The following is a 22257-nucleotide window of genomic DNA, read 5'->3' as shown; positions in this document are numbered from 1 at the left end:
AAAGAGGCGGAGCTTTGGAGCCGACGGTTCAATCCGACCGGGGCTTTGGCGATAGAGGATGGAATCGCAAAAGATCCGGGCGGAGGACGGCCCGGGTCGGATCGGCAGGGCGGCGGAAGCTTTCCGCTTTGGAGTTTGCCTGCGAGCTTAGACGGGAGCAGCGCTTTTATTAAAGGATCGCGCCGGAGGGAGGGAATTTCATGGAGCAGGAGGAGAAGAGGGAGCTTGGGAGATCCCGGAGCCGGAACGGAGGAGAGAAGCGCCGCGCCGGGAAGAGGAGTCCCGTCCCTGTGCTGACGGCATTCCTTTTCCTTTTCATTCTGGGCTTTCTCGGCGCTGCCATGCTTTATGTGAAGAAGTATATGCCGACATCGAAAAGGGCGGATCTTTCCGAATATTTCGATGTTGCGGGAGATAATGTACAGGTCTATCTGAACGATGAGAAGGAGAAGACGGAGAAGGATTATCTCGTGGTCGGCCGTTATAAGGACGGCCATGTCTATCTGCCCTATGATTTTGTCTATGCCTCTTTGAATAAGCGCTTTTACTGGGCCTCCGATGTCTCGGAGTTCCTCTACTGCCTCCCGAAGGAGATCGTGAAGACCAATGCGGATGAGACGCTTTCGGACGGAAGTCCGGCCTTCTTTCAGGATGGGAAGCAGCTTTATCTGAATACGGACTGGATCATGCAGTACACGGATCTTCGCTGCCAGCAGTTTGTGGATACGGAGCAAAAGAGGATCTTTCTCGATAACAGCAGGGGGCAGTACACCGAAGCGACGCTTTCCGGGAGGGAGGCCGTGCGCCTGAAGGGAGGCGTGAAGAGCGAGGTCTTGACGATGCTCTCCAAGGGGGATACGGTCACGGTTTTGGAGAGCATGGAGAAGTGGTCCAAGGTAAGGACCGGTGACGGCTTTATCGGCTTTCTCAGAAACAGTAAGCTCACGGATATCCGAAAGGAGACCGCAAAAAGCGGCTTCCAGGCGCCGGACTACACCCATATTACGAGGGAGGACGGATCCAAGATCGAGCTTGGCTTCCACCAGATTACCTCTCCTCAGGCCAACGCGGGCCTGGATGCTCTCACACAGAGCAATTCGGGGATGAATGTCATCGCACCGACCTGGTTTTCTCTCAGCGACAGCGAGGGGAATTTCGTGAGCTATGCGGATGCGGACTATGTCGCGATGGCGCACGCGAAGGGCTATCAGATCTTTGCGACCGTCAATAACTTCGATCAGGGCGATGTGGATGAGAAGAAGCTCTTTCGGGATACGTCGATCCGGGAGAAGCTGATCGAGGCCCTGGTGCAGGCGGCGAAGGACAGCGGCATCGACGGGCTGAACATCGACTTTGAGCTGGTTCCGGAGTCGGTGGGGAAGGATTATGTTCAGTTCATGCGGGAGCTCTCCGTCCGCTGCCGAAATGAGGGGATCATCCTCTCCGTGGACTGCTATGTGCCCTATGACTACAACCGCTACTACGATATCGAGGAGCTCGGAGCCTACTGCGACTATGTCATCATTATGTGCTATGATGAGCACTACGCGGGCTCCAAGGAGGCCGGCTCTGTCTCCTCGATCTCCTATGTGGACCGCGGGATCCAGGAGGCTATCGCGGAGATCCCGAAGGAGCAGGTCATCATCGCCGTTCCCTTCTATACCAGGGTCTGGATCACAAAGAGCGACGGGAAGCTGAGCTCGGAGGCGATGGGGATCCGGAGGGCCCAGGAATGGGTCAAGCAAAAGGGCGTCAATCTGAGCTGGGACGAGGAGCTGGGGCAGAATTACGGCTCGGTAGAGGACAGCGACGGCCGAAAGGAGATCTGGATGGAGGATCAGAAGTCCATGCAGCTTAAGATGAAGCATATCCGGGAGGCCGGCGTCGTGGGAGTCGCTGCGTGGAAGCTGGGGCAGGAGCCGGACGGCTTTTGGGAAAATCTCCGCATGAACGGCTAGAGGACTTGCTTTGCGCTTCTCCTTTCAGCGCTGTGAGAGGCCCGGCGCGGCGGAGGGGTCGGAGAGTCAGGGGAAAAAGATAAAAGATGGAGACGATCATACGGGGAATCGAGGGAATCGAAGAGGCGGCGGAAATTATCCGAAGGGGAGGCCTTGTGGCCTTTCCGACGGAGACGGTCTACGGGCTTGGGGGAAATGCGCTGAGTCCGGAGGCGGCCCGGAAAATCTATGCAGCGAAGGGGCGCCCCTCGGACAATCCTCTGATCGTCCACGTGAGCGGCATTAAGGATGCAGAGCCTCTGGTCACGGAAATCACGGAGGATGCCAGACGGCTCATGGCGCGCTTCTGGCCCGGTCCTCTGACCCTCATTTTGAGAAAGACAGAGCGAATCCCGAGGGAGACCAGCGGAGGACTCGACACAGTGGCGCTCCGTTGCCCGGAAAATGCGTGCGCACTCCGTCTGATTTCGGAGAGCGGCGTCCCGATCGCGGCCCCCTCGGCAAATCTCTCCGGGAAGCCCTCGCCGACAGAGGCCGGGCATGTGGCGAAGGATCTCGGAGGAAGGATCGATATGATCCTGGACGGGGGACCGGTCGGGATCGGCGTGGAGTCCAGCATTCTCGATCTGAGCACGGGGACACCCATTCTGCTCCGCCCGGGGGCGGTCACGGCGGAGGAGCTCTCGGCCTTTCTCGGACAGAAGGTGGGGATCGACCCCGCAATCCTGTCCGGCACTGTCTCGGAGACCATGCATCCCAGGGCGCCCGGCATGAAGTACCGGCATTATGCCCCGGAGGCCGAGATGTATCTTGTGACGACGAGGCTCTTTCGGGATAGGGGAGAGGCGATCGGAAGAGAGGAGAGGGAGCTCTCCGACCGAAGGACCGCCCGCTGGATCCGGGAGAGGGCGGAAAGAGAGCTTTCGGAGGGAAAGAGGGTCGGGATCCTCTGCGTAAAGGAGACAAGGCCTTTCTATCCCCCGGACAGTCCGGACGGGACTCTCTCGGTAAAGGTTCTCGGGAGCAGGGAGGAGATGCTCACGATGACGAGATCGCTCTTTCGGCTCCTCCGGGAATTCGATGAGGAGAAAAAGGACAGGATTTACGCGGAGAGCTGCTCGGACCGGGGCGTCGGCTTCGCCCTTATGAACAGAATGCGGAAGGCGGCCGGGATGCGGGAGATCATCCTCTAGGCTCTGCCCCCTTCGGGGCGGGGAGAGGGACCATAGCTATTCAAGAAGCGAGGAATCGATGCTTCATCGCAGGATGCGGAGAGGAGAGCCGTGATGTCGGAGAGCGGGAAGAGAGAGGATTATATCAGCTGGGAGGAGTATTTCATGGGGGTCGCGGAGATGTCTGCGCGGCGCTCCAAGGACCCCAGCACACAGGTGGGAGCCTGCATCGTCTCCCGGGACAATAAGATCCTGTCCATGGGCTATAACGGCTTTCCGAGGGGCTGCTCGGACGACCTTTTCCCCTGGACGAAGATCCATGTGAGCGATGATCCCTATAATGCGAAGTATTTTTATTCGACCCATGCGGAGCTCAATGCGATCCTGAATTACCGCGGCGGTTCTTTGGAGGGGGCGAAGCTCTATGTCACGCTTTTTCCCTGCAATGAGTGTGCAAAGGCCCTGATTCAGGCCGGGATCAAGACGCTTGTCTACCGGGAGGATAAGTATGCAGATACTCCGGAGCTTCGGGCCTCCCGCAGGATGCTGGACGCGGCGGGGGTCCGCTATTATCAATATCAGGAGACCGGGAGGGAAATTCATCTTAAGCTGTAGGAGAGCGCAGAGGGGCCGGACAGAGGCCAAGACGCCGAGAGCTATGAGGAGGGAGTGGTCTTTTACGGAGAGAAGACCGGGCGGCAGAGTGCTTTCCCGCACTGTTTTTTAGAGTTTGGGGGACAGCGGCGATGGAATTTGAGACGGAGAAGAGAGAGGAGAGAGAAAAAAGGGTCCGGGAGATCATGAAGCGCTTAGAGGAGCATTACCGGGAGGTCCCGATGAGCTTTCTCGAGGCGTCCACTCCCTGGCAGCTTCTCTTTGCGACGATACTCAGCGCGCAGTGCACCGATGCGAGAGTCAACAAGGTGACGGACCTTCTCTACCGGAAGTATCGTTCGGTGCAGGACTTTGCAGATTGTGATCTCCGGGAGCTGGAGCGGGACATCCATTCCATCGGCTTTTATCACAGCAAGGCGAGAAATCTGAAGGCCTGCGCGGCGGTGCTTCTCGAAAAGTACGGGGGGAGGGTGCCGGATCAGCTGGAGGAGCTGACGGCTCTTCCCGGTGTGGGGAGAAAGACCGCCAATCTGATCCTGGGGCGGGTCTACGGGAAGGCCGCCATCGTGGTGGATACCCATGTGAGAAGAGTGTCGAATCGGCTCGGGCTCGCGAAATCCTCCGATCCCCTTAAGACGGAGCTGCAGCTTCAGGACTCTATCCCGAGGGAGTTCTGGACCCGCTGGAATACCAGGGTCATGGCGCTTGGGAGGACACGATGCAGCTCATTAAAGCCAAAATGTGAAAGCTGCTATCTGAAGGATCTTTGTCCGAGCCGGGATGGGGATCCCGGATACTGGAGGGCGGCACGAAAAAAGCCGGGGAGCTGAGCCCCGGCTTTCCCTTTCCCGGAGGGCGTAATCCTCTCCTTCCCAATCCCATCCTCGAAAGTGATCGAAGGAGAAGCGGAAGGAGGGTACGGATCCCGGGATGATACTTTACGTTAGGAAGCAGTGCTCAGTCGACACTGATCATGACGGAGGTCGCCTTGATGACGGCGACAGCCTCCTCTCCCGCCTTAAGAGAGAGCTCCTTCACGGCCTCGAGACTGATGGTGGAGCTTAGACCGAACTCGGCGTCCACATCGAGCTTTACGATCGCGTTCACCGCACCGGGAAGGATCTCGGTGATCTTTCCCCGGAACTGATTTCTCGCGGAAATTTTCAGGAAATCGTTGGCCATCATGACCTCGGTCGCTTTGATGACAGCGGTCGCCTCCTTTCCTGCCTTGAGAGAGAGCTCCCGGATTGCCTCCATGGAGATCGTCGCGGAAACCTTATGCCCCTTCGGGGTCTCCAGCTTTACGATGCCGTTCACCGCGCCTTCCTTTACCTCGCGGATCGTTCCCTTGATTTTATTCCTTGCGCTGATCATCTTACTTCCTCCTAAATATCCTGTGGATCACTCTCTGCCGCAGCTTCCCGGCCCGACATGGTCTGAGCGGGGGATTCGGATGCGGATTTCACTCCTCCCGGAGGGGAGCCTGCATGCCGGAACGGATCGCTTTGGATCCGGATGCGTGCTCTGCCTCTCCCGAAGGGAAGCGGGGAGCGATCGGTTTTCGTGCGAAGAGCTGTCGTAGGACAGCAGCTGTTTTTTCAGTTTAACAAAAAAGTCTCGAAATGGGAAGACTTATAACAAAGTCCCGGCCCCGCATCCCGCTGTCTTTTTCCGGATTCTTGAATCCCTTCTCTCACTCTGCTACAATCAATAGAGCAATGCCGCATTTTGGCGGCAGAGCTTCGTCTTCTCACGGCGCTTCCGAGGCGGAAAGATATCCGGATTTCAGAAGGCGAAGCGGGCACGGCAATAAAGAAAAGCTCTGCCTTACGGCAGAAGAAGCGGCGGAAAACCGCGAAAAACAGGTCCACGGGGATATCAGAGGCCATGGAAAGGGCGGCGGAGATATCGCAGGGAGGAAGAGATGAAGAAGAAGGCAGCGGTCTATTTTCAGAACAGGGAACTGTCCTGGCTGCAATTTAATGAGAGAGTCCTGAACGAAGCGGGAAATCCGCGGGTTCCGCTTGCGGAGCGGCTGAGCTTTGCCTCGATCTACCAGACCAATCTGGATGAATTTTTCATGGTCCGGGTCGGCACCCTCATGGTGCAGATGCAGTCCGGGAAGAAGGTCCGGGACAATAAGACGAATTTAAGCTGTAAGGAGCAGGTGAGGAGGATCATCCGCCGGGTGAAGCACCTCGAGCGGAAAAAGCAGCTCATCTATGAACAGCTCATGGGGGAGCTCGAGCCGGAGGGCATCCACATCATCAACTTTCAAAAGCTCTCCGATGAGGAACAGACGCGCCTCGAGAAGTATTTTGACCAGGCGATCCGGCCCTACCTCTCCCCGATGATCGTCGGGAAGCAGCAGCCCTTTCCCTTCCTCCAAAACCGGGAGCTCTACGCCGTGGTGCTTCTCAGCACGCGGAACGGGAGGAGGAGAATCGGCATCGTCCCCTGCTCCAATCCTGTATTTCGCCGTCTCATCGAGATCCCCGGGCGGAAGGGTTATCATATGCTCTCCGAGGAACTGATCCTCCACTTTGTCTCGAAGCTTTACCAGAATTATCAGCTGGAGGGGAAATCCATCCTCCGGGTGACGAGAAACGCGGATATCGATGCCAACGATGTCTATGACGAGGACATGGATTACCGCGGCATGATGGAGCAGCTTCTGAAGAAGCGGAGCCGTCTGAATCCGGTGCGGGTGGAGCTCACGAGGGATCTGAATCACAGCGCGAAGAAGAAAATCGCGCATTATCTCAGGATACCGGCGTCCCATATCATCCGCTCCGCGACGCCGCTCGACCTCTCCTATGTCTTCCAGCTTCAGAATGCGCTCCGGCAGAACCCATCGCTCTTTTACCAGAAGCTGAGTCCCCGCCCCTCCGCCTCGATCTCCCGCGCGGAGTCGGTGCTCTCTCAGGTTGCGCGGAAGGACATTCTGCTCTCCTATCCCTATGAGAGCATGAAGGGCTTTCTCAGCATCCTGCAGGACGCTTCCAGGGACGAGAATGTCGTTTCCATCCGGATCACGCTCTACCGCGTGGCGGATCACAGCCAGATCGTGGACGCTCTGTGCGAGGCGGCGGAGAACGGGAAGGAGGTCCTTGCTCTGGTGGAGCTCCGCGCCCGCTTTGACGAGGCGAACAATATCGAGATGTCCCGGAGGCTGGAGGAAGCGGGCTGCCAGATTATCTACGGGCTTGGGAACTACAAGGTTCATTCGAAGCTCTGTCTCATCACGAGGAAGGAGGAGTCGGGCTTTAGCTTTATCACGCAGATCGGGACCGGGAATTACAATGAGAAGACTGCTGCGCTCTATACGGATCTTTGCCTCATGACCGCAGATCCCGAGATCGGAAGGAATGCCCTGGAGGTCTTCCGCTGCCTTTTGCAGGGGGAGACGGTCCGGGAGAGCGGGAAGCTGCTGGTCGCTCCGAACTGCCTGCAAAACCGGATCCTTTGCGATATGGACCGGGAGATCGCAAAAGCCGCGGAGGGAAGACCGGCCTATATCGGGATCAAGATCAATTCCCTCACAGACAAAGATATCATCGAAAAGCTGGTGGAGGCCTCAAAGGCCGGAGTCAGGATCGAGATGCTGATCCGAGGGATCTCCTGCCTCATCCCCGGGATATCGGGAGAGACGGAGAATATCCGCATCGTGAGCATCGTGGGGCGCTTCCTTGAGCACTCGAGGATCTATCGCTTCGGTCTCGGAGAGGAGGAGAAAATCTATCTCTCCTCCGCGGACTTTATGACAAGGAATACGCTTCGGAGAGTCGAGGTCGCCTCCCCGATTTACGATGAGGCACTGAAGGAGAGGATCCGCCACATCTTTGACACGGGGATGCAGGACGATGAGAAGGGAAAGGAGCTCCTCTCCGACGGAAAGTATCATGACCGGGAGCTTCATCCGCTCGGGGAGAGGCTGAATTCTCAGGAGCTCTTCTATCGGGAGGCCTATCTCGCGGCGGGGGAGACGGAGAATGCGGGCCGGGGCCGGGGAGCCCTCCGGGAGGCGGGAGGCGGAAAGGAGAGGGAGAGAAGCTCTCCCCTCCTGCTTCCCGAAAAGCGCCGCTTCGAAGAGCTTCTTCCGCTTCCGGCGACGCTTCCTCCGGGGAGGGAGAGCGGAGCGAAGTCAGGGGGAAAAACGGAACAGGACTCCGATTCTTCCTCCGGGAGGGGGGACTGACAGTGCTCTATCTTTTCGCAGCCTCCTATCCGGAGGCAGCTCCTCTGATCCGGAGGGGAGGATGGAGGAAACGGAGCGGGAGGAGCGCCTTCTTGCAGTTTCAGGACAGGGAGGGAAAGCTGCTTCTGAGCCTGAGTGGGAGCGGGCAGATCGCGGCGGCCTCCGCCGTCTCCTCCGTGCTCTCCTCGGAGGGAGTCTCCTGCGGGGACTTCTTGCTTTCCTTCGGGAGCGCGCGGCGCCTTGGCTCTTTTCGGGGAGAAGGGATGCGGGGGAGCTTTCGGAGCCCGGAGCGAAAAAGGGAGAGCGGTTTTTTCCTCCTGAATAAGCTTGTGAATCTGGACAGCGGGAGAAGCTTCTATCCGGATATGCTCTATGACCTTCCCTTTCCGGAGTGCACGGGATTTTCGGGAGAGAGGTTCTATGCGGGGGAAGAGAGCGGAATTTCGGAGGATGCGCTTTTTGACAGAGAATCCGCGGCGATCTATGAGGCGGGTTCCTACTACCTGTCGCCGGATCGGATGCTTTTTCTGAGACTTTTGCAGGAGGATGCGGGGGAGGAGCAGCGGAATGCGCTTTTTACGGAGCAGGAGCCGGCGCTCTCCTCCCTGATCGGACAGCTGCAGGGTCTTTCGGAGGAGCTTCGAAGCCGTGCAGCGCTCTTCTCCGAAGAGGAGGAGGCCGAGATCGGGAAGCTTTCTGCGGCGCTCCACTGCTCCCTCTCTATGGACGGGAGGCTTCGGCAGCTTCTTCTCTACCAAAAGCTTTCCGGGGAGGACTGGAGGGAATATTGGAACGCGCTCTATCGGCTGGGGGAGCTCCCGTGCCGGGATAAAAAGGAGGGGAAGCGCATTCTGGAGCGCGCCCTTTCGTTTTAAAGGCTGCGGTGGCTTTTCGCCGGGGGCTTTTGCGCGGGATTTTCGGGAGGGCATGGAGCTTTGAGAGGATTTTCCCATATTTATATCGAGAAGGAGCTCATCGGGGATCCGGAGCTCGATCCGCTGCTCCGCCGTTTTCCGGACGCGAAGCTTGTGGAGATCTCCCATTATAAGGATGTATTTAATCGGAGGAGGCAGAACCGGGAGATGCAGCAGCGCTCTCAGAAGCTGATCCTCGCCAGGAAGAGGGGGAGGCTGATCTATCCCGGCGCGCCGGTCTGCCAGAGCTTTGGGGAGGAAAACTTTTTCTACAGCTCTCTCGTGATGAACTGCATTTACGACTGCGAATACTGTTATCTGAAGGGGATGTATCCCTCGGGAAATCTGCTGCTCTTTTGGAATCTTCCGGAGCTTTTCTCCGAACTTCGAGAGCTTTTGCGAAAGGGAACGGTGTATCTTTGCGTCTCCTATGATACGGATCTCCTCGCGCTGGAGGGACTCTTTCACCTCCTTCTCCGCTTCACGGACTTTCTCAGGGAGGAGCCGGGGCTTCGGATCGAGGTCCGGACGAAGTCGGGAAATCGAAACTTTTTCAAGGACTTCGCCGGGAGGCTTTCGAAGGAGGATAGGGAGCGGATGATTTTCGCCTTCACGCTCTCTCCGGAGAGGATCATCCGCTCCTTTGAAAAGCGGACGGGGAGTCTTCGCGCGAGGCTTGAGAGCGCAGAGGAAGCGCATGCCCTCGGCTTCCCGATCCGTCTTTGCTTTGATCCCATGATCTACTGCGCGGACTGGGAGCAGGCCTATCTGGAGCTTTTGCATCAGGTCTTTCGGACATTCTCCCCGGAGGAGATCCGGGATGTGAGCGTCGGGAGCTTCCGGATCTCCGGAGCCTATCTCCGGGAGCTTCGCCGCGCTCTTCCCCGCTCCGTGATCGCGCAGTTTCCCTATGAGAATGACGGCGGAGTCTGTCATTACGGGAGAGGACTCGGAGAGCGGATGGAGGACTTTCTGCTGAAAGAGCTCGGAAAGTGGATTCCGGAGGAGCGGATTTTCCGCTGGAATCCGGCCGGAAGCTCCGGAAAGGCCCCCGGAATTCCGAATTTGAAAGAAAATGGAAAAGAAGCAGAGATTGACTTTAGGGGAGCTTTTTCCTAGGATAGAAATACCGGCGCGCGGAGAGCGCGGCGGATTTCCCGTCGGAAAGAAGCGGGAAGAGTATGACAGACTTTACAGGAGGAATGGAATGAAAATCAGAAAGCTGACAGCGGCGGCGGCAATTCTCGCTTTGCTCGCTTCGAATGCGGTTTATGCGGGCGGCTGGCAGAGCAGCAGAGGGGGCTGGTGGTATGATCTTGGAGGAGGGAATTATCCGGCGGGCGGCTGGCTTTGGATCGACGGAAACGGTGACAGGATCGAAGAGTGCTATTATTTTAAACCGGACGGCTGGCTTCTCACGGGGACGACGACTCCGGACGGCTTTACCGTGGACGGAAACGGCGCGTGGACGGTAAACGGCGTCGTACAGAGAAGAGCGGTCTCAGGAGGGTCGAACGGGAGCGCGCTCAGCGCGGCGAGCGAGCGGGCGGAGCTTCTCCGCCTGGTAAATCAGGAGAGGAGCAGGGCCGGACTGCAGCCGCTCTCCGATAATTCCGCACTTGACCGGGTCGCGGAGCAGAGGGCGCAGGAGCTGGGGACTCTCTTCAGCCATACAAGACCCAACGGACAGGAATGGTCTTCGCTCTACGCCCCGATGGGCATCACGGAGTACCATGCCGTGGGGGAGAATATTGCGAGCGGACAGAAAAGTGCGGAATCGGTCATGGACAGCTGGATGCACAGCGAGGGGCACCGCCGGAATATCCTGGATCCGAAATACAGCTCCATCGGCATCGGCTACAGCGTACAGGGCGGGCAGAGTTACTGGGTTCAGAATTTCCTGGGCTAGGAAGAGACGAAGAGACGGATTCCATCCATAAAGAAAAGATCCATGCCGCATTCCGGAAGGCAGCGAGAATCCCCGATCCCCGGGACAGCGGAGCCGATCGAGGAATCCATCGGAGGAATGAGGGAAAGCGGGAGCGATCCGCGGCGGAGGGGAAAAGATGAGTTTTTTGAAAAAAAGCGGGGGGAAGCCCGAAGAAAAAGCTGATCCTGCGCCCTCCGAGAAGCGGGAACAGGGCGGAGAAGGGAAGCGGCAAAATGCTTTTCTCCGCCCTTTTTCGGGGAAAAAGCTTTTCCTTCCCCTCTTCGCGCTTTTCCTTCTTTTCGCCGCTCTCTTTTTCCTAAGCCGCCTCCTCTCCCCGGAAAAACGGGAGGAGGGAGCAGAGAGAGAGAGAAGAGGAATTTTATATATCGCGGATGGAGGGCTTTATTATTACAGCGGGGGAAAGCCCGTGATTTTGACGGAAAAAGCACTTAATCATCGGACGATTACAGATTATAATGAGTATTATACACCGCTCTACAGGGCCGAATATACAGAGGATGGAAAGGCGATCCTCTTCTATGAGGAATTCGACGGAAAGGGCGGGAGGCTCTGTGTGAAGGGTCTTTCTCCTTCGGAAGGGAAGGAGGAGACGAGGCGCATCGCGGATTCCGTCAGCGACTTCGGGATACTGAAGGGAGAGAAGCTTTGGTATCGAAGCGGAAAGGAGCTCTTCTTCGGTTCATACCGGGGCGAGATGGAGAAGCTCTGCGAGGATGCGGCGGAGCAGTTTTTTTCCGAGGATGGGAGCGAGCTGATCTATGCCGATTCGGAGGGAAAGCTCTACCGCCTTTCCACAGAGAGCGGGGCGGAGAGAAGAAAGGTCGGAGAGAATTTCGCGGAGGCCCTGTCCTATAACGGAAGCCTGGACCGCTTTTTCTATGCGGACGGGAAGGGCGCCCTTTATTTCCTTGAGGGGGAGCGGACGGTGAAAATCGAGGTGGATGCGAAGGAGGCCCGCGGCCAAAGCGGCGGAGAGGGGATTCTCTTTCTTCGCTCCGGCGATTTCGACTACAGCCGTTTCTTTGATTTCAGCGGCCTCACAGAGGAGCAGGAGCGGGAGCTTCGGAGAGAAATGAAGGAGGGGGGCGGGGGAGAGAACGGCTTTGGAGATCTCTTCCGAAGTGATGGAAGAAAAGAGAGCCTTCTCGCATCCTCCGTCATATTGGACGAGGCAGAGCTCGAGAGCGGGACGGAAAAGACGGGAAAGGCGCTCCTTGCCATTCCGCTCAGCGAGATCAAGATGCAGAAGATCCGCCTTGCGGAGCTCCCTTCCTCTACTAACTGGGGGAAGGCATTAAATGACAGCTTTCAGGAGGACGCCTCTCTCACGATCAAGGCACAGCTCTACTACGACGGAAGGGCGCTCGGAAGCCTGGACTACCGCCCGAAGGCAGAGTACATTCTGGACCCGGACAATAAGCGTCTCTTTGAGATGAGCAGCGCGGAGGGAAAGACAAACCTCTCCCTCTTTCAGATCCGGGGCGGACATATCGGAGATGCGGAGCGAATCGAGAGAGGGGCATCGCAGATCCGGGGGGTCTTCCTCTCCGGAAAGGATTTCTACTACATCCGGGACCTGGATGAGAAGGGGATGGGGACGCTCTGCCGAAACGGAGAGCGGATCGCGGAGCATGTCGACAATATCGGGTTTTACAGGGGGAAAACCTATATCAACAGCGGGATTGAGAGGGAGGGCACACGGAGCAGCAGCACCTTTTCTGTCCTGGAGGGGGAGAGAATTCATGAGATTTCCGAGGAGGTCGTGGACTGGAATGTCTACGGAGCGGGGAGGATCGTACTCGGAAAGAATTATAAAAAGAAGAAGGACTGCTTTGATCTCTACGAGGTAGAGGAGAAGAGAGAGACATTGATTCAGGAGAATGTCCAATCGGCACAGAGCAAGTGAACGGGGGGATGAGTATGAAATGTGAGAGATGCGGAGGCGAGATTTCGGAGAGAGCAAGCTTCTGCCCGCACTGCGGAGCGCCGCGTCCGAGGGGAGAGGGGAGTGCTTCCCCATCTGAGGGCAAGGGAACGGAGCAGGCGGGGAACGGAGACCGCCGGGCAGGGGGACAGGGAAGCGCCTTCTACCCGGCTCCAAAGCAGAGACCTCCGAAAAGGGGATTCAATGGCAAAGGGGCCCTGATCCTGGCTCTCGCCCTCTTGCTTTCGGCACTTCTTGGCGCGGGGAGTTTCTTTATGTTCCGTTATTTCACAGAGGACTCCCTTCTCTCTGAGGAAAGCTCTGAGAGAGGAAAGGGGGAAGGAAAGAAGGACAGAGAAGGGGATCAGGAAAGAGACAAAAGAAGGAAGCGGAAAACAGAGCGGGACGAAGAAGAGGAAGACAGCAGCGGCGGGAAGGAGAGAAAGAGCGGGGAAAAGAAGCGGAAAGCGGAGCGGAAGACATCTGAGGGAAAGAAGGGCTGGGAGCGGATGCTTCCGACCGTGGAGTCTTCCGGAGGAGAGGGAGAATCTCCGAAGCCGGAGAATGAGTCCGATTCGGAGTCGGCTTCTCCCGCCTTGACGGAATCGGAGCCGCCTTCGGACAGCGGGGGCTTTATCCTCCCGGACAGCGACAGCCGCTATTACAGCGCGGAGGAGATTTCGGGGCTCACGAAGGAAGAGCTTCGGATCGCGAGGAACGAGATCTATGCCAGGAGAGGGCGGATCTTCAGTGACAGCGGACTTCGGACTTATTTTGAAGGGAAGGACTGGTATCACGGCAGCATCGAAGCGGGCCGATTCAGTGATGATCAGCTGAATGACTTTGAGAAGAAAAACCGGGACCTCATCAAGGCACGGGAGGAGCAGCTCGGAGGCTGAGAGAGGGGAGAGAGCCGGTCCTCAAAGTAAGTAAGGAAAGAAAAACGGCTCTTTTCCGGATTCTGCGGGAAGGAGCAGGGAGAGGAAGATTGACAGACGGCGGCTGACCGGGGAGGAGAGAAGGGAAGATGAAGAGAAAGAAATGGATGTTGCTCCTGCTTTTTGCGCTGTCGCTTTCGGCGTGCCGGGGCCAGGAGAGGGCGGAGCTCAGCTCGGACGCCGCTTCGGCGGAGAGCGCGGCTTCTGAAAGCGCGGGGGGGAGTGTCGGATCGGAGGAGACGGAGAGCGGCGTCCTCTCAAACGGCGCGAAGCTGATTACGGTCGGGGAGACACAGGCCGCCGCGGAGACGCTCTCTTCGAAGATTGAGTTTCAGAATGTGGATGAAACCGTCTATGTCACGGGGAGCAATATCAATATCCGAAAGAGTCCGGGAAAGGGGGGCGCACTGCAGGGGACTGCACAAAAGGGGCAGAGCTTCCGGCGGACCGGCTACAGCAAGGAATGGAGCCGCATCCTCGTAGATGGAAAGGAGAGCTATATCGCAAGCCGTTACCTTAGCGCAAAGCAGTCGGAGAGCTCCGCTTCCGCGGCCGATGCGGCCGGAAGCGCGGGACAGGCCGCGCAGAGCCTCTCCTTCGATCCGTCCTGGCCTCTCGCCGCAAACTCCAAGATCCACAGCGGGAGCGCGCTTCTCTATAAGGCGGATGCCTCCGTATCGAACGGCAAGACGATCTGTGTCAACGCGGGTCACGGCACAAAGGGCGGCTCCGATGTGCGGACACTCTGCCATCCGGACGGGACGGCCAAGGTGACAGGGGGCTCGACCTCGGCGGGATCCACCACTGCGACGGCGGTCTCCTACGGGACGACGCTGAAGGACGGCACGACGGAGGCCAAGGCGAATCTGACGGCCGCCCTTCTCCTCCGGGATAAGCTCCTCGCCGCGGGCTTTAATGTCCTCATGATCCGGGAGGGTGACGATATCCAGCTCGACAACATCGCCCGCACCTGCCTCGCAAACCAGTATGCGAATGTGCATATCGCGATCCACTATGATTCCACGGATTCCGACAAGGGCGCCTTCTTTATGAGCGTCCCGGAGGTGGGGACCTATCGGAGGATGGAACCGGTCGCCTCTCATTGGCAGGAGCACAATGCCCTGGGAAAGGCCGTCATCGGGGGGATCCGGCAGGCCGGGGGCAAGATCTTCGGAGCGGGCAATATGAATATGGACCTGACCCAGACCTCCTATTCCACGATCCCCTCCATTGATCTGGAGATCGGAGACCGCGCATCGGACCATTCTCCGGCGGTGCAGGGAAAGCTCATGGACGGCGTGGTACTGGGGCTTAAGCAGTATTTCGGGCTCTAGCTCTCTCCCCTCTTTCTTCGAAAGCGCTTGACAGCGGAAAAATATTTGATAAAATAAAATTGCAAGCAATCAAATAATCTGACTGACGGGGCCTCTCCCCTCCGCATCCGGACAGAGAGAGGCCGGGACAGTTTCCGAAGGAAAGCGAGGATAAGATGGGATTTTATGACTATACGATCAGGAATGCGAAGAATGAGGAGCTTCCGCTCAGGAATTACGAGGGAAAGGTCGTCATGGTCGTGAATACGGCGACCGGCTGCGGCTTTACGCCGCAGTATAAGGATATCGAGGCGCTCTATGAGAAATATCACGAGCGGGGACTCGAGATCATCGATATTCCGTGCAATCAGTTCTACGGCCAGGCGCCCGGAACGGATGAGGAGATTCACGAGTTTTGCACGCTTCACTTCAACACGCAGTTTCCGCAGATGAAGAAGTCCGATGTCAACGGGAAAGATGCACTTCCGCTCTATGGCTATCTGAAGTCGCAGCAGGGCTTCCGGGGCTTTCAGGATGGTCCCATCACGGATAAGCTGAAGGAGATTCTCTCGGGGATCGACAAGGACTATGAGCATAATCCGGAGATCAAGTGGAATTTCACGAAGTTTATCGTGGACAGGAAGGGAAATGTCGTCGCCCGCTTCGAGCCGACCGCGGATATGAAGGATGTTGAGAGCTGCATCGCGTCCCTGCTGTAGGGCGGGAGAGGACCGGGGAAAGAGAAAACAGAAAAGAGAGAAGACTGTGAAGGGGCGGAGAGAGCATAAAAAATGCTTTCTCCGCCTTTTCTGCCCTTTGTCCGCCCGGCCCAGGACGCTCTCGCTCCGGCTGGCGCGGCCAGCGGCGCATAAGCGTAGAAGTCTGCCATCAGGCAGACTCGGAGCGTCCTTGACCACTTCTCGAAGAGAAGTGTCTCCCGGAGGGAGATCGGCTGAAGCCTCCCGGGCGAAGCCGAGTCTCCGGGGCGGCAGACGGCCTGTGCGCGGACAGACAAAATGGCAGGGCGGCAGTTTGGAGCGCACTTGAGTCTTCTCGAAGAGAATATGGACAGAGGTGAGGAGCTGCCGCCTTTTCTACCCTTTTTCCGTCCGGCCCAGGACGCTCTCGCTCCGGTTCGGCTTGACTTTTCTAAAACATGTGATAATATAATCATATGTTGATACGATGATCAAGGAGGACTCCGATAAGGAGAGGCCGGTACAGTGGGGAGGAGAGATGCTGATGAGAAGCGGAAGAAGTATTGAGCATATTATCCGAGACATTCCGGAGGAGGAGCTCTCTGATCTTGCGGAGCTTTTCAAGGTCTTCGGGGATTCCACGAGAGTCCGGATTCTCTATGATCTTATCAACGGAGAGAAAAATGTGACGGAGATCTGCGAGGACCTTGAGATGAACCAGTCCGCGGTCTCCCACCAGCTGAAGATCCTTAGGGTTTCGAAGCTTATCAATGCGAGGCGAAGCGGGAAGGCCATGATCTATTCCCTCGCGGATGAGCATGTGAAGACCATCATCGCCATGGGAATTGAGCACATTGAGGAATGAGGAGGGAGAGATGAGAAAGAAATTTCGCTGTGAGATCGACTGCGCAAACTGCGCAAGGAAAGTCGAGGATGCGATCCGGAAGCTGGATGGAGTGAAGGATGTGAAGGTCAATTTCCTGATGCAGAAGTTCACTTTGGAGACGGAGGATGAGCGCTTTGAGGAGCTTCTCGGGAAGGCCATCGAGACCGGAAGAAGGATCGAAGCGGGCTTTTCGGTGCTTTTATAAAATCAGGCAGAAGATCGGAACAGGGCGGAGGTAAGGATCGGATGGATGAGAAGCTGAAGAAGAGGGGGAGGAGGATCTTGTTCTCCCTCGCGGTATTTTTCATTATGCTGCTGCTGGATAAAAGCGGGGCGCTTCCCGCGGTCTTTGAGAATCGCCTTCTGAGCTTTCTCTGCTTCCTGATCCCCTATCTTTTCTGCGGATTTTCTGTCCTGCGGGACGCGGTATCCGGCATCAGAAACCGCCGCCCTTTTGACGAGTGCTTTCTGATGACGCTCGCGACGATCGGAGCCTTTCTCTCCGGAGAAAATGCCGAGGCAGTCGCCGTCATGCTCTTTTACCAGGTCGGAGAGTGGTTTCAGAGCTATGCGCTCGGGAGGACCCGGCGCTCAATCTCCGCGCTCATGGAGATCGCCCCGGAATCCGCCAATGTGGAGCGCCCCGACGGAAGCGTCGAGACCGTCGATCCCGAGGAGGTCTCGATCGGAGATATCCTTCTGATCCGGCCCGGGGAGAAGGTGCCGGTCGACGGCCTCGTGATATCCGGGGAGAGCCGGATCAATACGGCGGCGCTCACCGGGGAATCCGTGCCCCGCTCTGTCCGAAGCGGAGATCCCATTATTTCCGGCTGCATCAACGGGGAGGGATCGCTCCGCATCGAGGCGGTGAAGGTCTTTGAGGATTCGACGGTCTCCCGCATTCTCTCTCTCGTGGAGGAGGCCTCGGAGAAGAAGTCCCGGACGGAGAATTTCATCACGAGATTTGCGAGAGTCTATACGCCGATCGTCGTCTGCCTCGCACTTATGCTCGCTGTCCTCCCTCCGCTTTTCCTCCTTCTTGCCGTAAGGCTGGGGCTTACGGAACCGACGGTCTTTGCCCTGCACCCGCCGCTTTCCTTCCTCTATCGGGCCTGTACCTTCCTTGTCGTATCCTGTCCCTGTGCGCTTGTGATCTCCGTGCCCCTCGCCTTCTTCGGCGGGATCGGCGCTGCCTCCTCTTCCGGCGTCCTCGTCAAGGGATCGAACTATCTGGAGCTTCTCGCGAAGCTGAAGGTCGTGGTCTCAGACAAGACGGGGACTCTCACCGAGGGGAATTTCGAGGTCTCGGAGCTGCTTCCCTCGCCCGGAACAGAGGAAAGAGAGCTCCTTTTTCAGGCGGCCCTCGCCGAGGGGCTCTCCACGCATCCGATCGCGAAGTCCATCCGGGAGGAGTACCGAAGGCTCTTCGGGGGACAGGATCCTTCGGAGGGCGGAATTTCGGAGACAGAGAATCTGTCCGGACTTGGGATACGAAGCCGGGTGAACGGGAGAGTCATCCTGCTCGGAAATGAGAAGCTGATGGAGAGCTGTGGGATTTCGTATCAAAGGGCGGAGGACCGGGCCGCTACGATCAGCTATGTCGCCCTGGACGGGCGCTGTCTCGGCGCGATCCTCATAAGGGACAGGCTGAAGAAGGGGGCGAAGGAGGCCGTTGCCGCGCTGAAGAAGGAGGGCGTCGAGCGCTTTGTCCTGCTCACCGGGGACAAAGAGAGCGTCGGGGAGGCCGTCGCGGGGGAGCTCGGGGCCGACAAGGTCTACGCGGAGCTTCTCCCGGAGGGAAAGGTCGAGAAGCTGGAGCTTTTGCTCTCGGAGGAGAGGGAAAAGGGCAGGAAGGGGGTGCTCGCCTTCATCGGGGACGGCATCAACGATGCTCCGGTACTCTCCCGTGCCGATGTCGGGATCGCCATGGGGGCCATGGGCTCGGACGCCGCGATCGAGGCCGCGGATGTCGTCATCATGGATGATGATATCGGGAGGCTCCCGGAGGTCATCCGGATCGCAAGGCGCGTCATTCGGATTGCCGTGCAGAATATCGCCTTCGCCCTGATCGTAAAGATCTGCATCCTGCTTCTCAGTGCCCTGGGCTTCGCCAATATGTGGGCCGCCGTCTTCTCGGATGTCGGGGTCGCGGTCATCTGCATCCTGAACTCCATGCGCCTCCTCGGAAGGAGAGAGCGGAGAAAAGATTAGAAGCTTCTATCGGACTGTTAGTATTGACTTTGCGGGCTGACAGCGTTTACAATGACCTACGTTGAGGATAGGAAAGAGACAACTGCGGAGAAAACGCAGAGGATAGGATAGTAATAAGGGAGGCAAAATATGTTTTTCTGTGATTGGAAAAAGCTTGGTCTGTTCGCGGGCGGTGTCCTCTTTGGAACCGCCGGGCTGAAGATTCTCTCCAGCGATGACGCAAAGAAGGTCTATACAGAGGCGACTGCCGCCGCTCTGAGGGCGCAGGACTGTGTCATGAAGGTCCATAGCTGCGTCCGGGAAAATGCCAGCGATATCCTGGAAGATGCAAAGCGCATCAATGAGAAGCGCGCAGAGGAAAAGGCCGCCGCTGTCATCGAGGATGAGAAGGCGATCGAGGACGATGCGAAGGAAGTCTGACGGGACTTCAAGGGGACAGGGGGGCGGAGCATTTCGCCTCCCTCTTCCTTTGTCCCGAGAAATGCCCGATGAGTCCGCCCTCTGCCGCTTAGAAGGAAGAGGGCTTTCGAGAGAGAAAAGGAGAGAAAAGGAAGAGCATGAAATGTCAGATTTTACATGAATCCCCCGGGCGGCTCCGCATCCATGTGATGCGCCCCCGTATGAGCCTCCGGGAAGCCGACATTTTGGAGTACTATCTCCGTAGACTTCAAGATGTCAGAGAGGTGAAGGTCTATGACAGGACCGGGGATGCCGTCATTTTGTACCGCGGAGAGCGGAGCGGGATCGTCCGCGCTCTGGCACGGTTTCGCTATGAGGGGAATGAGTCCCTCGTCCCGGAGCGCACGGGGCGGGCCTTAAATCGAGGCTATGAGGACAGGCTTGCCCGGGCTATTGCGGAGCGGGTCATCAATGTCCTCTTTTATCCTGCGCCCCTTAAGATCGCGCTCTCACTTATTAAGTCCGTCCCCTTCCTCCTCCGGGGCATAGGCTGTCTTCTCCGGGGAAAGATCGAGGTTCCGCTCCTGGATGCCGTCGCGATCACAAGCTCCATGCTCCGGGGGGATTTCGGCACCGCCTCCTCCGTCATGTTCCTGCTCTCGATCGGAGAGACGCTGGAGGAGTGGACGCACAAAAAATCCGTGGATGATCTGGCCCGCACCATGTCTTTAAATGTGGACAAGGTCTGGGTCGTCGTGAACGGGCAGGAGCTCCTCCTTCCGATCAACGAGGTGAAGACCGGATCGGAAATCGTGGTCCGCACGGGAAATATGATCCCGCTCGACGGGAAGCTCTCCGCGGGGGAGGCGATGGTAAATCAGGCCTCCATGACAGGGGAGTCCATGCCGGTCCGGAAGACGGTCGGCGGCATGGTCTACGCGGGCACAGTCGTCGAAGAGGGGGAATGCCGGATTCTGGTGGAGCAGGAGGCCGGCTCCGGGCGCTATGACCGGATCGTCCGCATGATTGAGGAGTCCGAGAAGCTAAAGTCGGAGACGGAGGACAGAGCCTCCCATCTTGCGGATAAGCTCGTACCCTACAGCCTGGGAGGGGCGGTGCTCACCTATCTCCTCACCCGGAACCCGGTAAAGGCCCTCGCCTTTTTGATGGTGGACTTCTCCTGCGCCCTGAAGCTTTCCATGCCGGTCGCCGTCCTCTCCGCAATGCGGGAGGCCGGGAAATACCGGATCTCCATCAAGGGAGGGAAGTTCATGGAGGCCGTCTCCGACGCGAAGACCATCGTCTTCGATAAGACCGGGACTCTGACCCACGCCTCCCCCCAGGTGGTAGATATCATCACCTTCGGAGGAGAGGATCCGAACGAGATGCTCCGGATGGCGGCCTGCCTGGAGGAGCACTACCCGCACTCCATGGCGAACGCCGTCGTGAAGGAGGCAAAGAAGCGGAAGCTCCGCCACGAGGAGCGCCACTCGAAGGTGGAGTATGTGGTCGCGCACGGCATTTCCAGTATCTATGAGGGAAAGCGCGTCTTTATCGGAAGCTATCACTTCATCTTCGAGGATGAGCATTGCCTGATCCCGGAGGGGGAGGAGGAGAAATTCCGGAATCTCCCGGAGCACTTCTCCCATCTTTATCTCGCGGTGGAGGGGAAGCTGGCCGCCGTCATCCTGATCTCCGATCCGCTCCGCGAGGAGGGTCCCGCGGTGATACGGGAGCTGAGGAAGCTCGGCATCGACAAGGTGGTGATGATGACCGGAGACAGCCGGCGGACCGCGGCGGCTGTCGCGAAGCTGGTCGGAGTCGACGAGTATTTTGCGGAGGTTCTTCCGGAGGAAAAGGCGGCCTTTATCCGGAGGGAGCACGAGGCCGGACGGAAGGTCATCATGACGGGAGACGGAATCAATGATTCACCGGCCCTCTCCGAGGCGGACGCGGGGGTCGCGATCAGCGCCGGGGCGGCCATCGCAAAGGAGGTCGCGGACATCACGATCTCCGAGGGGGATCTCTATGAGCTCGTCGTTCTCCGGAAGCTGAGCATGCGCCTGATGGAGAGAATTCAGGAGAATTATCACTTCATCATCGGCTTCAACGCGCTCCTCATCGGACTTGGCGTAGCAAGCATCCTTCCGCCCGCAAGCTCCGCGCTCTTCCACAATGTCTCTACGATAGCGATCGGGATGAAGAGCATGACGAAGCTTCTCCCCGAGGAGGAGCTGGAGCGGGAGAAGAGAGAGGAGAAGGGGAGACTGCTGAAAGCGGGAACCGCCGCCTGACTCCGGTATCGCTGACGGAGCTCCCCTTCCGGAGAGCCGCTTTGTCTGTTTGTGCATAGCCCGTCTTACGACGCGTTTGGGAAGATAAGTCTCGCGCGCTGCGGGACAGAAGGTATATCGGAAGGTCCTGCTAAGATTTTCGAGAAAGTACTTTGTGTCAGCAGGACCTTTCGGCGAAATGAAAGAGCTCCTCCATCCGCCCGCTTTCGGGCCGATGGAGGAGCTTCTTTATTTTGTTTTAGCCTGCTTCGCTTGCAAAGCGAGGGAAGCATTGCGAAGCAAAAAACCACCCGCTATGCGGGTGGGGACAAATTTTCTCAGACCTTCGGCTCCACCTTGCAGTGGGCGTGATAGTATTCCTTGATCTTTGAGAAGGATTCCGGGCTCAGCACGTGTTCGATCCGGCAGGCGTCCTGGGAGGCCGTGTAGGCATTGACCCCGAGCGCCACCAGAACATCGGTCAGAACGAGATGCTTCTCATAGGTAGACTGCGCGATCTTAAGGCCCGTCTCGGTCAGGCTCAGGAAGCCTCTCTCATCGACCTCCACCTTTCCCTCCTCCCGGAGGCGCTTCAGGGCGACGCTCACGCTGGGCTTCGAAAAGCCCAGCATATTCGCGATATCGATCGCCCTCACATTTCGATGATCGATGGAGAGCATCAGGATGCTCTCCAGATAATTTTCCTCCGACTCATGTGTTTCGTATGCTTTCATTTCCCATCCTCTTTTTCTCTCCGCTGTCCTTTTCCCCGCTTTTCTCTTTTGTCTCCGCCGCCTCATCCTTTTC

General features: G+C 57.7%; 18 protein-coding genes and 1 pseudogene. 17 read left to right on the top strand and 2 right to left on the bottom strand.

Annotated features, from left to right (window positions below; all coding sequences use genetic code 11):
* Positions 1-200 precede the first annotated feature (200 nt).
* The 4 genes from GCWU000341_RS10015 to nth all read left to right on the top strand — a co-directional run bounded on the left by GCWU000341_RS10015 (position 201) and on the right by nth (position 4575).
* Positions 201-1958, top strand: a complete 1758-nt coding sequence (locus GCWU000341_RS10015; protein WP_009215871.1) for a glycosyl hydrolase family 18 protein — start codon at positions 201-203, stop codon at positions 1956-1958.
* Between the two features lie 86 nt (positions 1959-2044).
* Complete coding sequence (locus GCWU000341_RS10010; RefSeq protein ID WP_009215870.1) at positions 2045-3151, top strand: L-threonylcarbamoyladenylate synthase; 1107 nt, start codon at positions 2045-2047, stop codon at positions 3149-3151.
* A 93-nt stretch (positions 3152-3244) separates the two neighbouring features.
* Positions 3245-3745 carry a deoxycytidylate deaminase gene (locus tag GCWU000341_RS10005; RefSeq protein WP_009215869.1) on the top strand — a complete coding sequence of 167 codons (501 nt, stop codon included), beginning with the start codon at positions 3245-3247 and terminating at the stop codon, positions 3743-3745.
* A gap of 131 nt (positions 3746-3876) precedes the next feature.
* Complete coding sequence (gene nth, locus GCWU000341_RS10000; protein WP_009215868.1) at positions 3877-4575, top strand: endonuclease III; 699 nt, start codon at positions 3877-3879, stop codon at positions 4573-4575.
* Between the two features lie 127 nt (positions 4576-4702).
* On the opposite strand, the gene GCWU000341_RS09995 is transcribed toward nth, so the two are convergent.
* Positions 4703-5119, bottom strand: coding sequence for a TOBE domain-containing protein (locus GCWU000341_RS09995; protein WP_009215867.1), 417 nt, complete (start codon positions 5117-5119; stop codon positions 4703-4705).
* A 538-nt stretch (positions 5120-5657) separates the two neighbouring features.
* Between GCWU000341_RS09995 and ppk1 the strand changes: the two are divergent.
* The 13 genes and pseudogenes from ppk1 to GCWU000341_RS09925 form a co-directional block, all read left to right on the top strand.
* Positions 5658-7943 (top strand): annotated as a pseudogene (gene ppk1 / locus GCWU000341_RS09985) (polyphosphate kinase 1); the annotation flags it as partial.
* A gap of 2 nt (positions 7944-7945) precedes the next feature.
* Positions 7946-8818: a hypothetical protein gene (locus tag GCWU000341_RS09980; protein WP_009215863.1), complete on the top strand. Its 873-nt coding sequence runs from the start codon at positions 7946-7948 to the stop codon at positions 8816-8818.
* A 60-nt stretch (positions 8819-8878) separates the two neighbouring features.
* Positions 8879-9976: an SPL family radical SAM protein gene (locus GCWU000341_RS09975; protein ID WP_009215862.1), complete on the top strand. Its 1098-nt coding sequence runs from the start codon at positions 8879-8881 to the stop codon at positions 9974-9976.
* An 88-nt stretch (positions 9977-10064) separates the two neighbouring features.
* Positions 10065-10766 carry a CAP domain-containing protein gene (locus GCWU000341_RS09970; RefSeq protein WP_021774733.1) on the top strand — a complete coding sequence of 234 codons (702 nt, stop codon included), beginning with the start codon at positions 10065-10067 and terminating at the stop codon, positions 10764-10766.
* A 157-nt stretch (positions 10767-10923) separates the two neighbouring features.
* Positions 10924-12714, top strand: a complete 1791-nt coding sequence (locus tag GCWU000341_RS09965; protein WP_009215860.1) for a hypothetical protein — start codon at positions 10924-10926, stop codon at positions 12712-12714.
* Positions 12715-12728: 14 nt separating this feature from the next.
* Positions 12729-13631, top strand: coding sequence for a YARHG domain-containing protein (locus tag GCWU000341_RS09960; protein WP_196794838.1), 903 nt, complete (start codon positions 12729-12731; stop codon positions 13629-13631).
* Between the two features lie 128 nt (positions 13632-13759).
* Positions 13760-15004 (top strand): N-acetylmuramoyl-L-alanine amidase, encoded by a 1245-nt coding sequence (locus GCWU000341_RS09955; protein ID WP_009215858.1) that lies wholly within the window; start codon positions 13760-13762, stop codon positions 15002-15004.
* Between the two features lie 155 nt (positions 15005-15159).
* Positions 15160-15702 (top strand): glutathione peroxidase, encoded by a 543-nt coding sequence (locus GCWU000341_RS09950; RefSeq protein WP_009215857.1) that lies wholly within the window; start codon positions 15160-15162, stop codon positions 15700-15702.
* A 523-nt stretch (positions 15703-16225) separates the two neighbouring features.
* Positions 16226-16546, top strand: coding sequence for an ArsR/SmtB family transcription factor (locus GCWU000341_RS09945; protein ID WP_155812779.1), 321 nt, complete (start codon positions 16226-16228; stop codon positions 16544-16546).
* 10 nt (positions 16547-16556) lie between these two features.
* A complete protein-coding gene (locus GCWU000341_RS09940) occupies positions 16557-16772 on the top strand; it encodes a heavy-metal-associated domain-containing protein (RefSeq protein WP_036600232.1) in 216 nt (71 codons plus the stop codon).
* 41 nt (positions 16773-16813) lie between these two features.
* A complete protein-coding gene (locus tag GCWU000341_RS09935; protein WP_009215853.1) occupies positions 16814-18778 on the top strand; it encodes a heavy metal translocating P-type ATPase in 1965 nt (654 codons plus the stop codon).
* 129 nt (positions 18779-18907) lie between these two features.
* Positions 18908-19198 (top strand): DUF6110 family protein, encoded by a 291-nt coding sequence (locus GCWU000341_RS09930; protein WP_009215852.1) that lies wholly within the window; start codon positions 18908-18910, stop codon positions 19196-19198.
* A gap of 137 nt (positions 19199-19335) precedes the next feature.
* Positions 19336-21471: a heavy metal translocating P-type ATPase gene (locus GCWU000341_RS09925; RefSeq protein ID WP_040653981.1), complete on the top strand. Its 2136-nt coding sequence runs from the start codon at positions 19336-19338 to the stop codon at positions 21469-21471.
* A 317-nt stretch (positions 21472-21788) separates the two neighbouring features.
* Here GCWU000341_RS09925 and GCWU000341_RS09920 read toward each other — a convergent pair whose 3' ends face one another.
* Complete coding sequence (locus GCWU000341_RS09920) at positions 21789-22184, bottom strand: metal-dependent transcriptional regulator (RefSeq protein WP_036600274.1); 396 nt, start codon at positions 22182-22184, stop codon at positions 21789-21791.
* Between the last annotated feature and the right edge of the window lie 73 nt (positions 22185-22257).

This window comes from Oribacterium sp. oral taxon 078 str. F0262 (genome assembly GCF_000160135.1).
GTDB lineage: Bacteria > Bacillota > Clostridia > Lachnospirales > Lachnospiraceae > Oribacterium.
This window is presented reverse-complemented; position numbering and strand designations above follow the sequence as displayed.

Excerpts from the sequence above, each read along its gene's own strand:
- GCWU000341_RS09930 (WP_009215852.1), top strand. The coding sequence starts at position 18,908 with ATGTTTTTCTGTGATTGGAAAAAGCTTGGTCTGTTCGCGGGCGGTGTC.
- nth (WP_009215868.1), top strand. The coding sequence starts at position 3,877 with ATGGAATTTGAGACGGAGAAGAGAGAGGAGAGAGAAAAAAGGGTCCGG.
- GCWU000341_RS09960 (WP_196794838.1), top strand. The coding sequence starts at position 12,729 with ATGAAATGTGAGAGATGCGGAGGCGAGATTTCGGAGAGAGCAAGCTTC.
- GCWU000341_RS09935 (WP_009215853.1), top strand. The coding sequence starts at position 16,814 with ATGGATGAGAAGCTGAAGAAGAGGGGGAGGAGGATCTTGTTCTCCCTC.
- GCWU000341_RS09925 (WP_040653981.1), top strand. The coding sequence starts at position 19,336 with ATGAAATGTCAGATTTTACATGAATCCCCCGGGCGGCTCCGCATCCAT.
- GCWU000341_RS09970 (WP_021774733.1), top strand. The coding sequence starts at position 10,065 with ATGAAAATCAGAAAGCTGACAGCGGCGGCGGCAATTCTCGCTTTGCTC.
- GCWU000341_RS09945 (WP_155812779.1), top strand. The coding sequence starts at position 16,226 with ATGAGAAGCGGAAGAAGTATTGAGCATATTATCCGAGACATTCCGGAG.
- GCWU000341_RS09920 (WP_036600274.1), bottom strand. The coding sequence starts at position 22,184 with ATGAAAGCATACGAAACACATGAGTCGGAGGAAAATTATCTGGAGAGC.
- GCWU000341_RS09940 (WP_036600232.1), top strand. The coding sequence starts at position 16,557 with ATGAGAAAGAAATTTCGCTGTGAGATCGACTGCGCAAACTGCGCAAGG.
- GCWU000341_RS10010 (WP_009215870.1), top strand. The coding sequence starts at position 2,045 with ATGGAGACGATCATACGGGGAATCGAGGGAATCGAAGAGGCGGCGGAA.
- GCWU000341_RS09995 (WP_009215867.1), bottom strand. The coding sequence starts at position 5,119 with ATGATCAGCGCAAGGAATAAAATCAAGGGAACGATCCGCGAGGTAAAG.
- GCWU000341_RS10005 (WP_009215869.1), top strand. The coding sequence starts at position 3,245 with ATGTCGGAGAGCGGGAAGAGAGAGGATTATATCAGCTGGGAGGAGTAT.
- GCWU000341_RS10015 (WP_009215871.1), top strand. The coding sequence starts at position 201 with ATGGAGCAGGAGGAGAAGAGGGAGCTTGGGAGATCCCGGAGCCGGAAC.
- GCWU000341_RS09965 (WP_009215860.1), top strand. The coding sequence starts at position 10,924 with ATGAGTTTTTTGAAAAAAAGCGGGGGGAAGCCCGAAGAAAAAGCTGAT.
- GCWU000341_RS09950 (WP_009215857.1), top strand. The coding sequence starts at position 15,160 with ATGGGATTTTATGACTATACGATCAGGAATGCGAAGAATGAGGAGCTT.
- GCWU000341_RS09955 (WP_009215858.1), top strand. The coding sequence starts at position 13,760 with ATGAAGAGAAAGAAATGGATGTTGCTCCTGCTTTTTGCGCTGTCGCTT.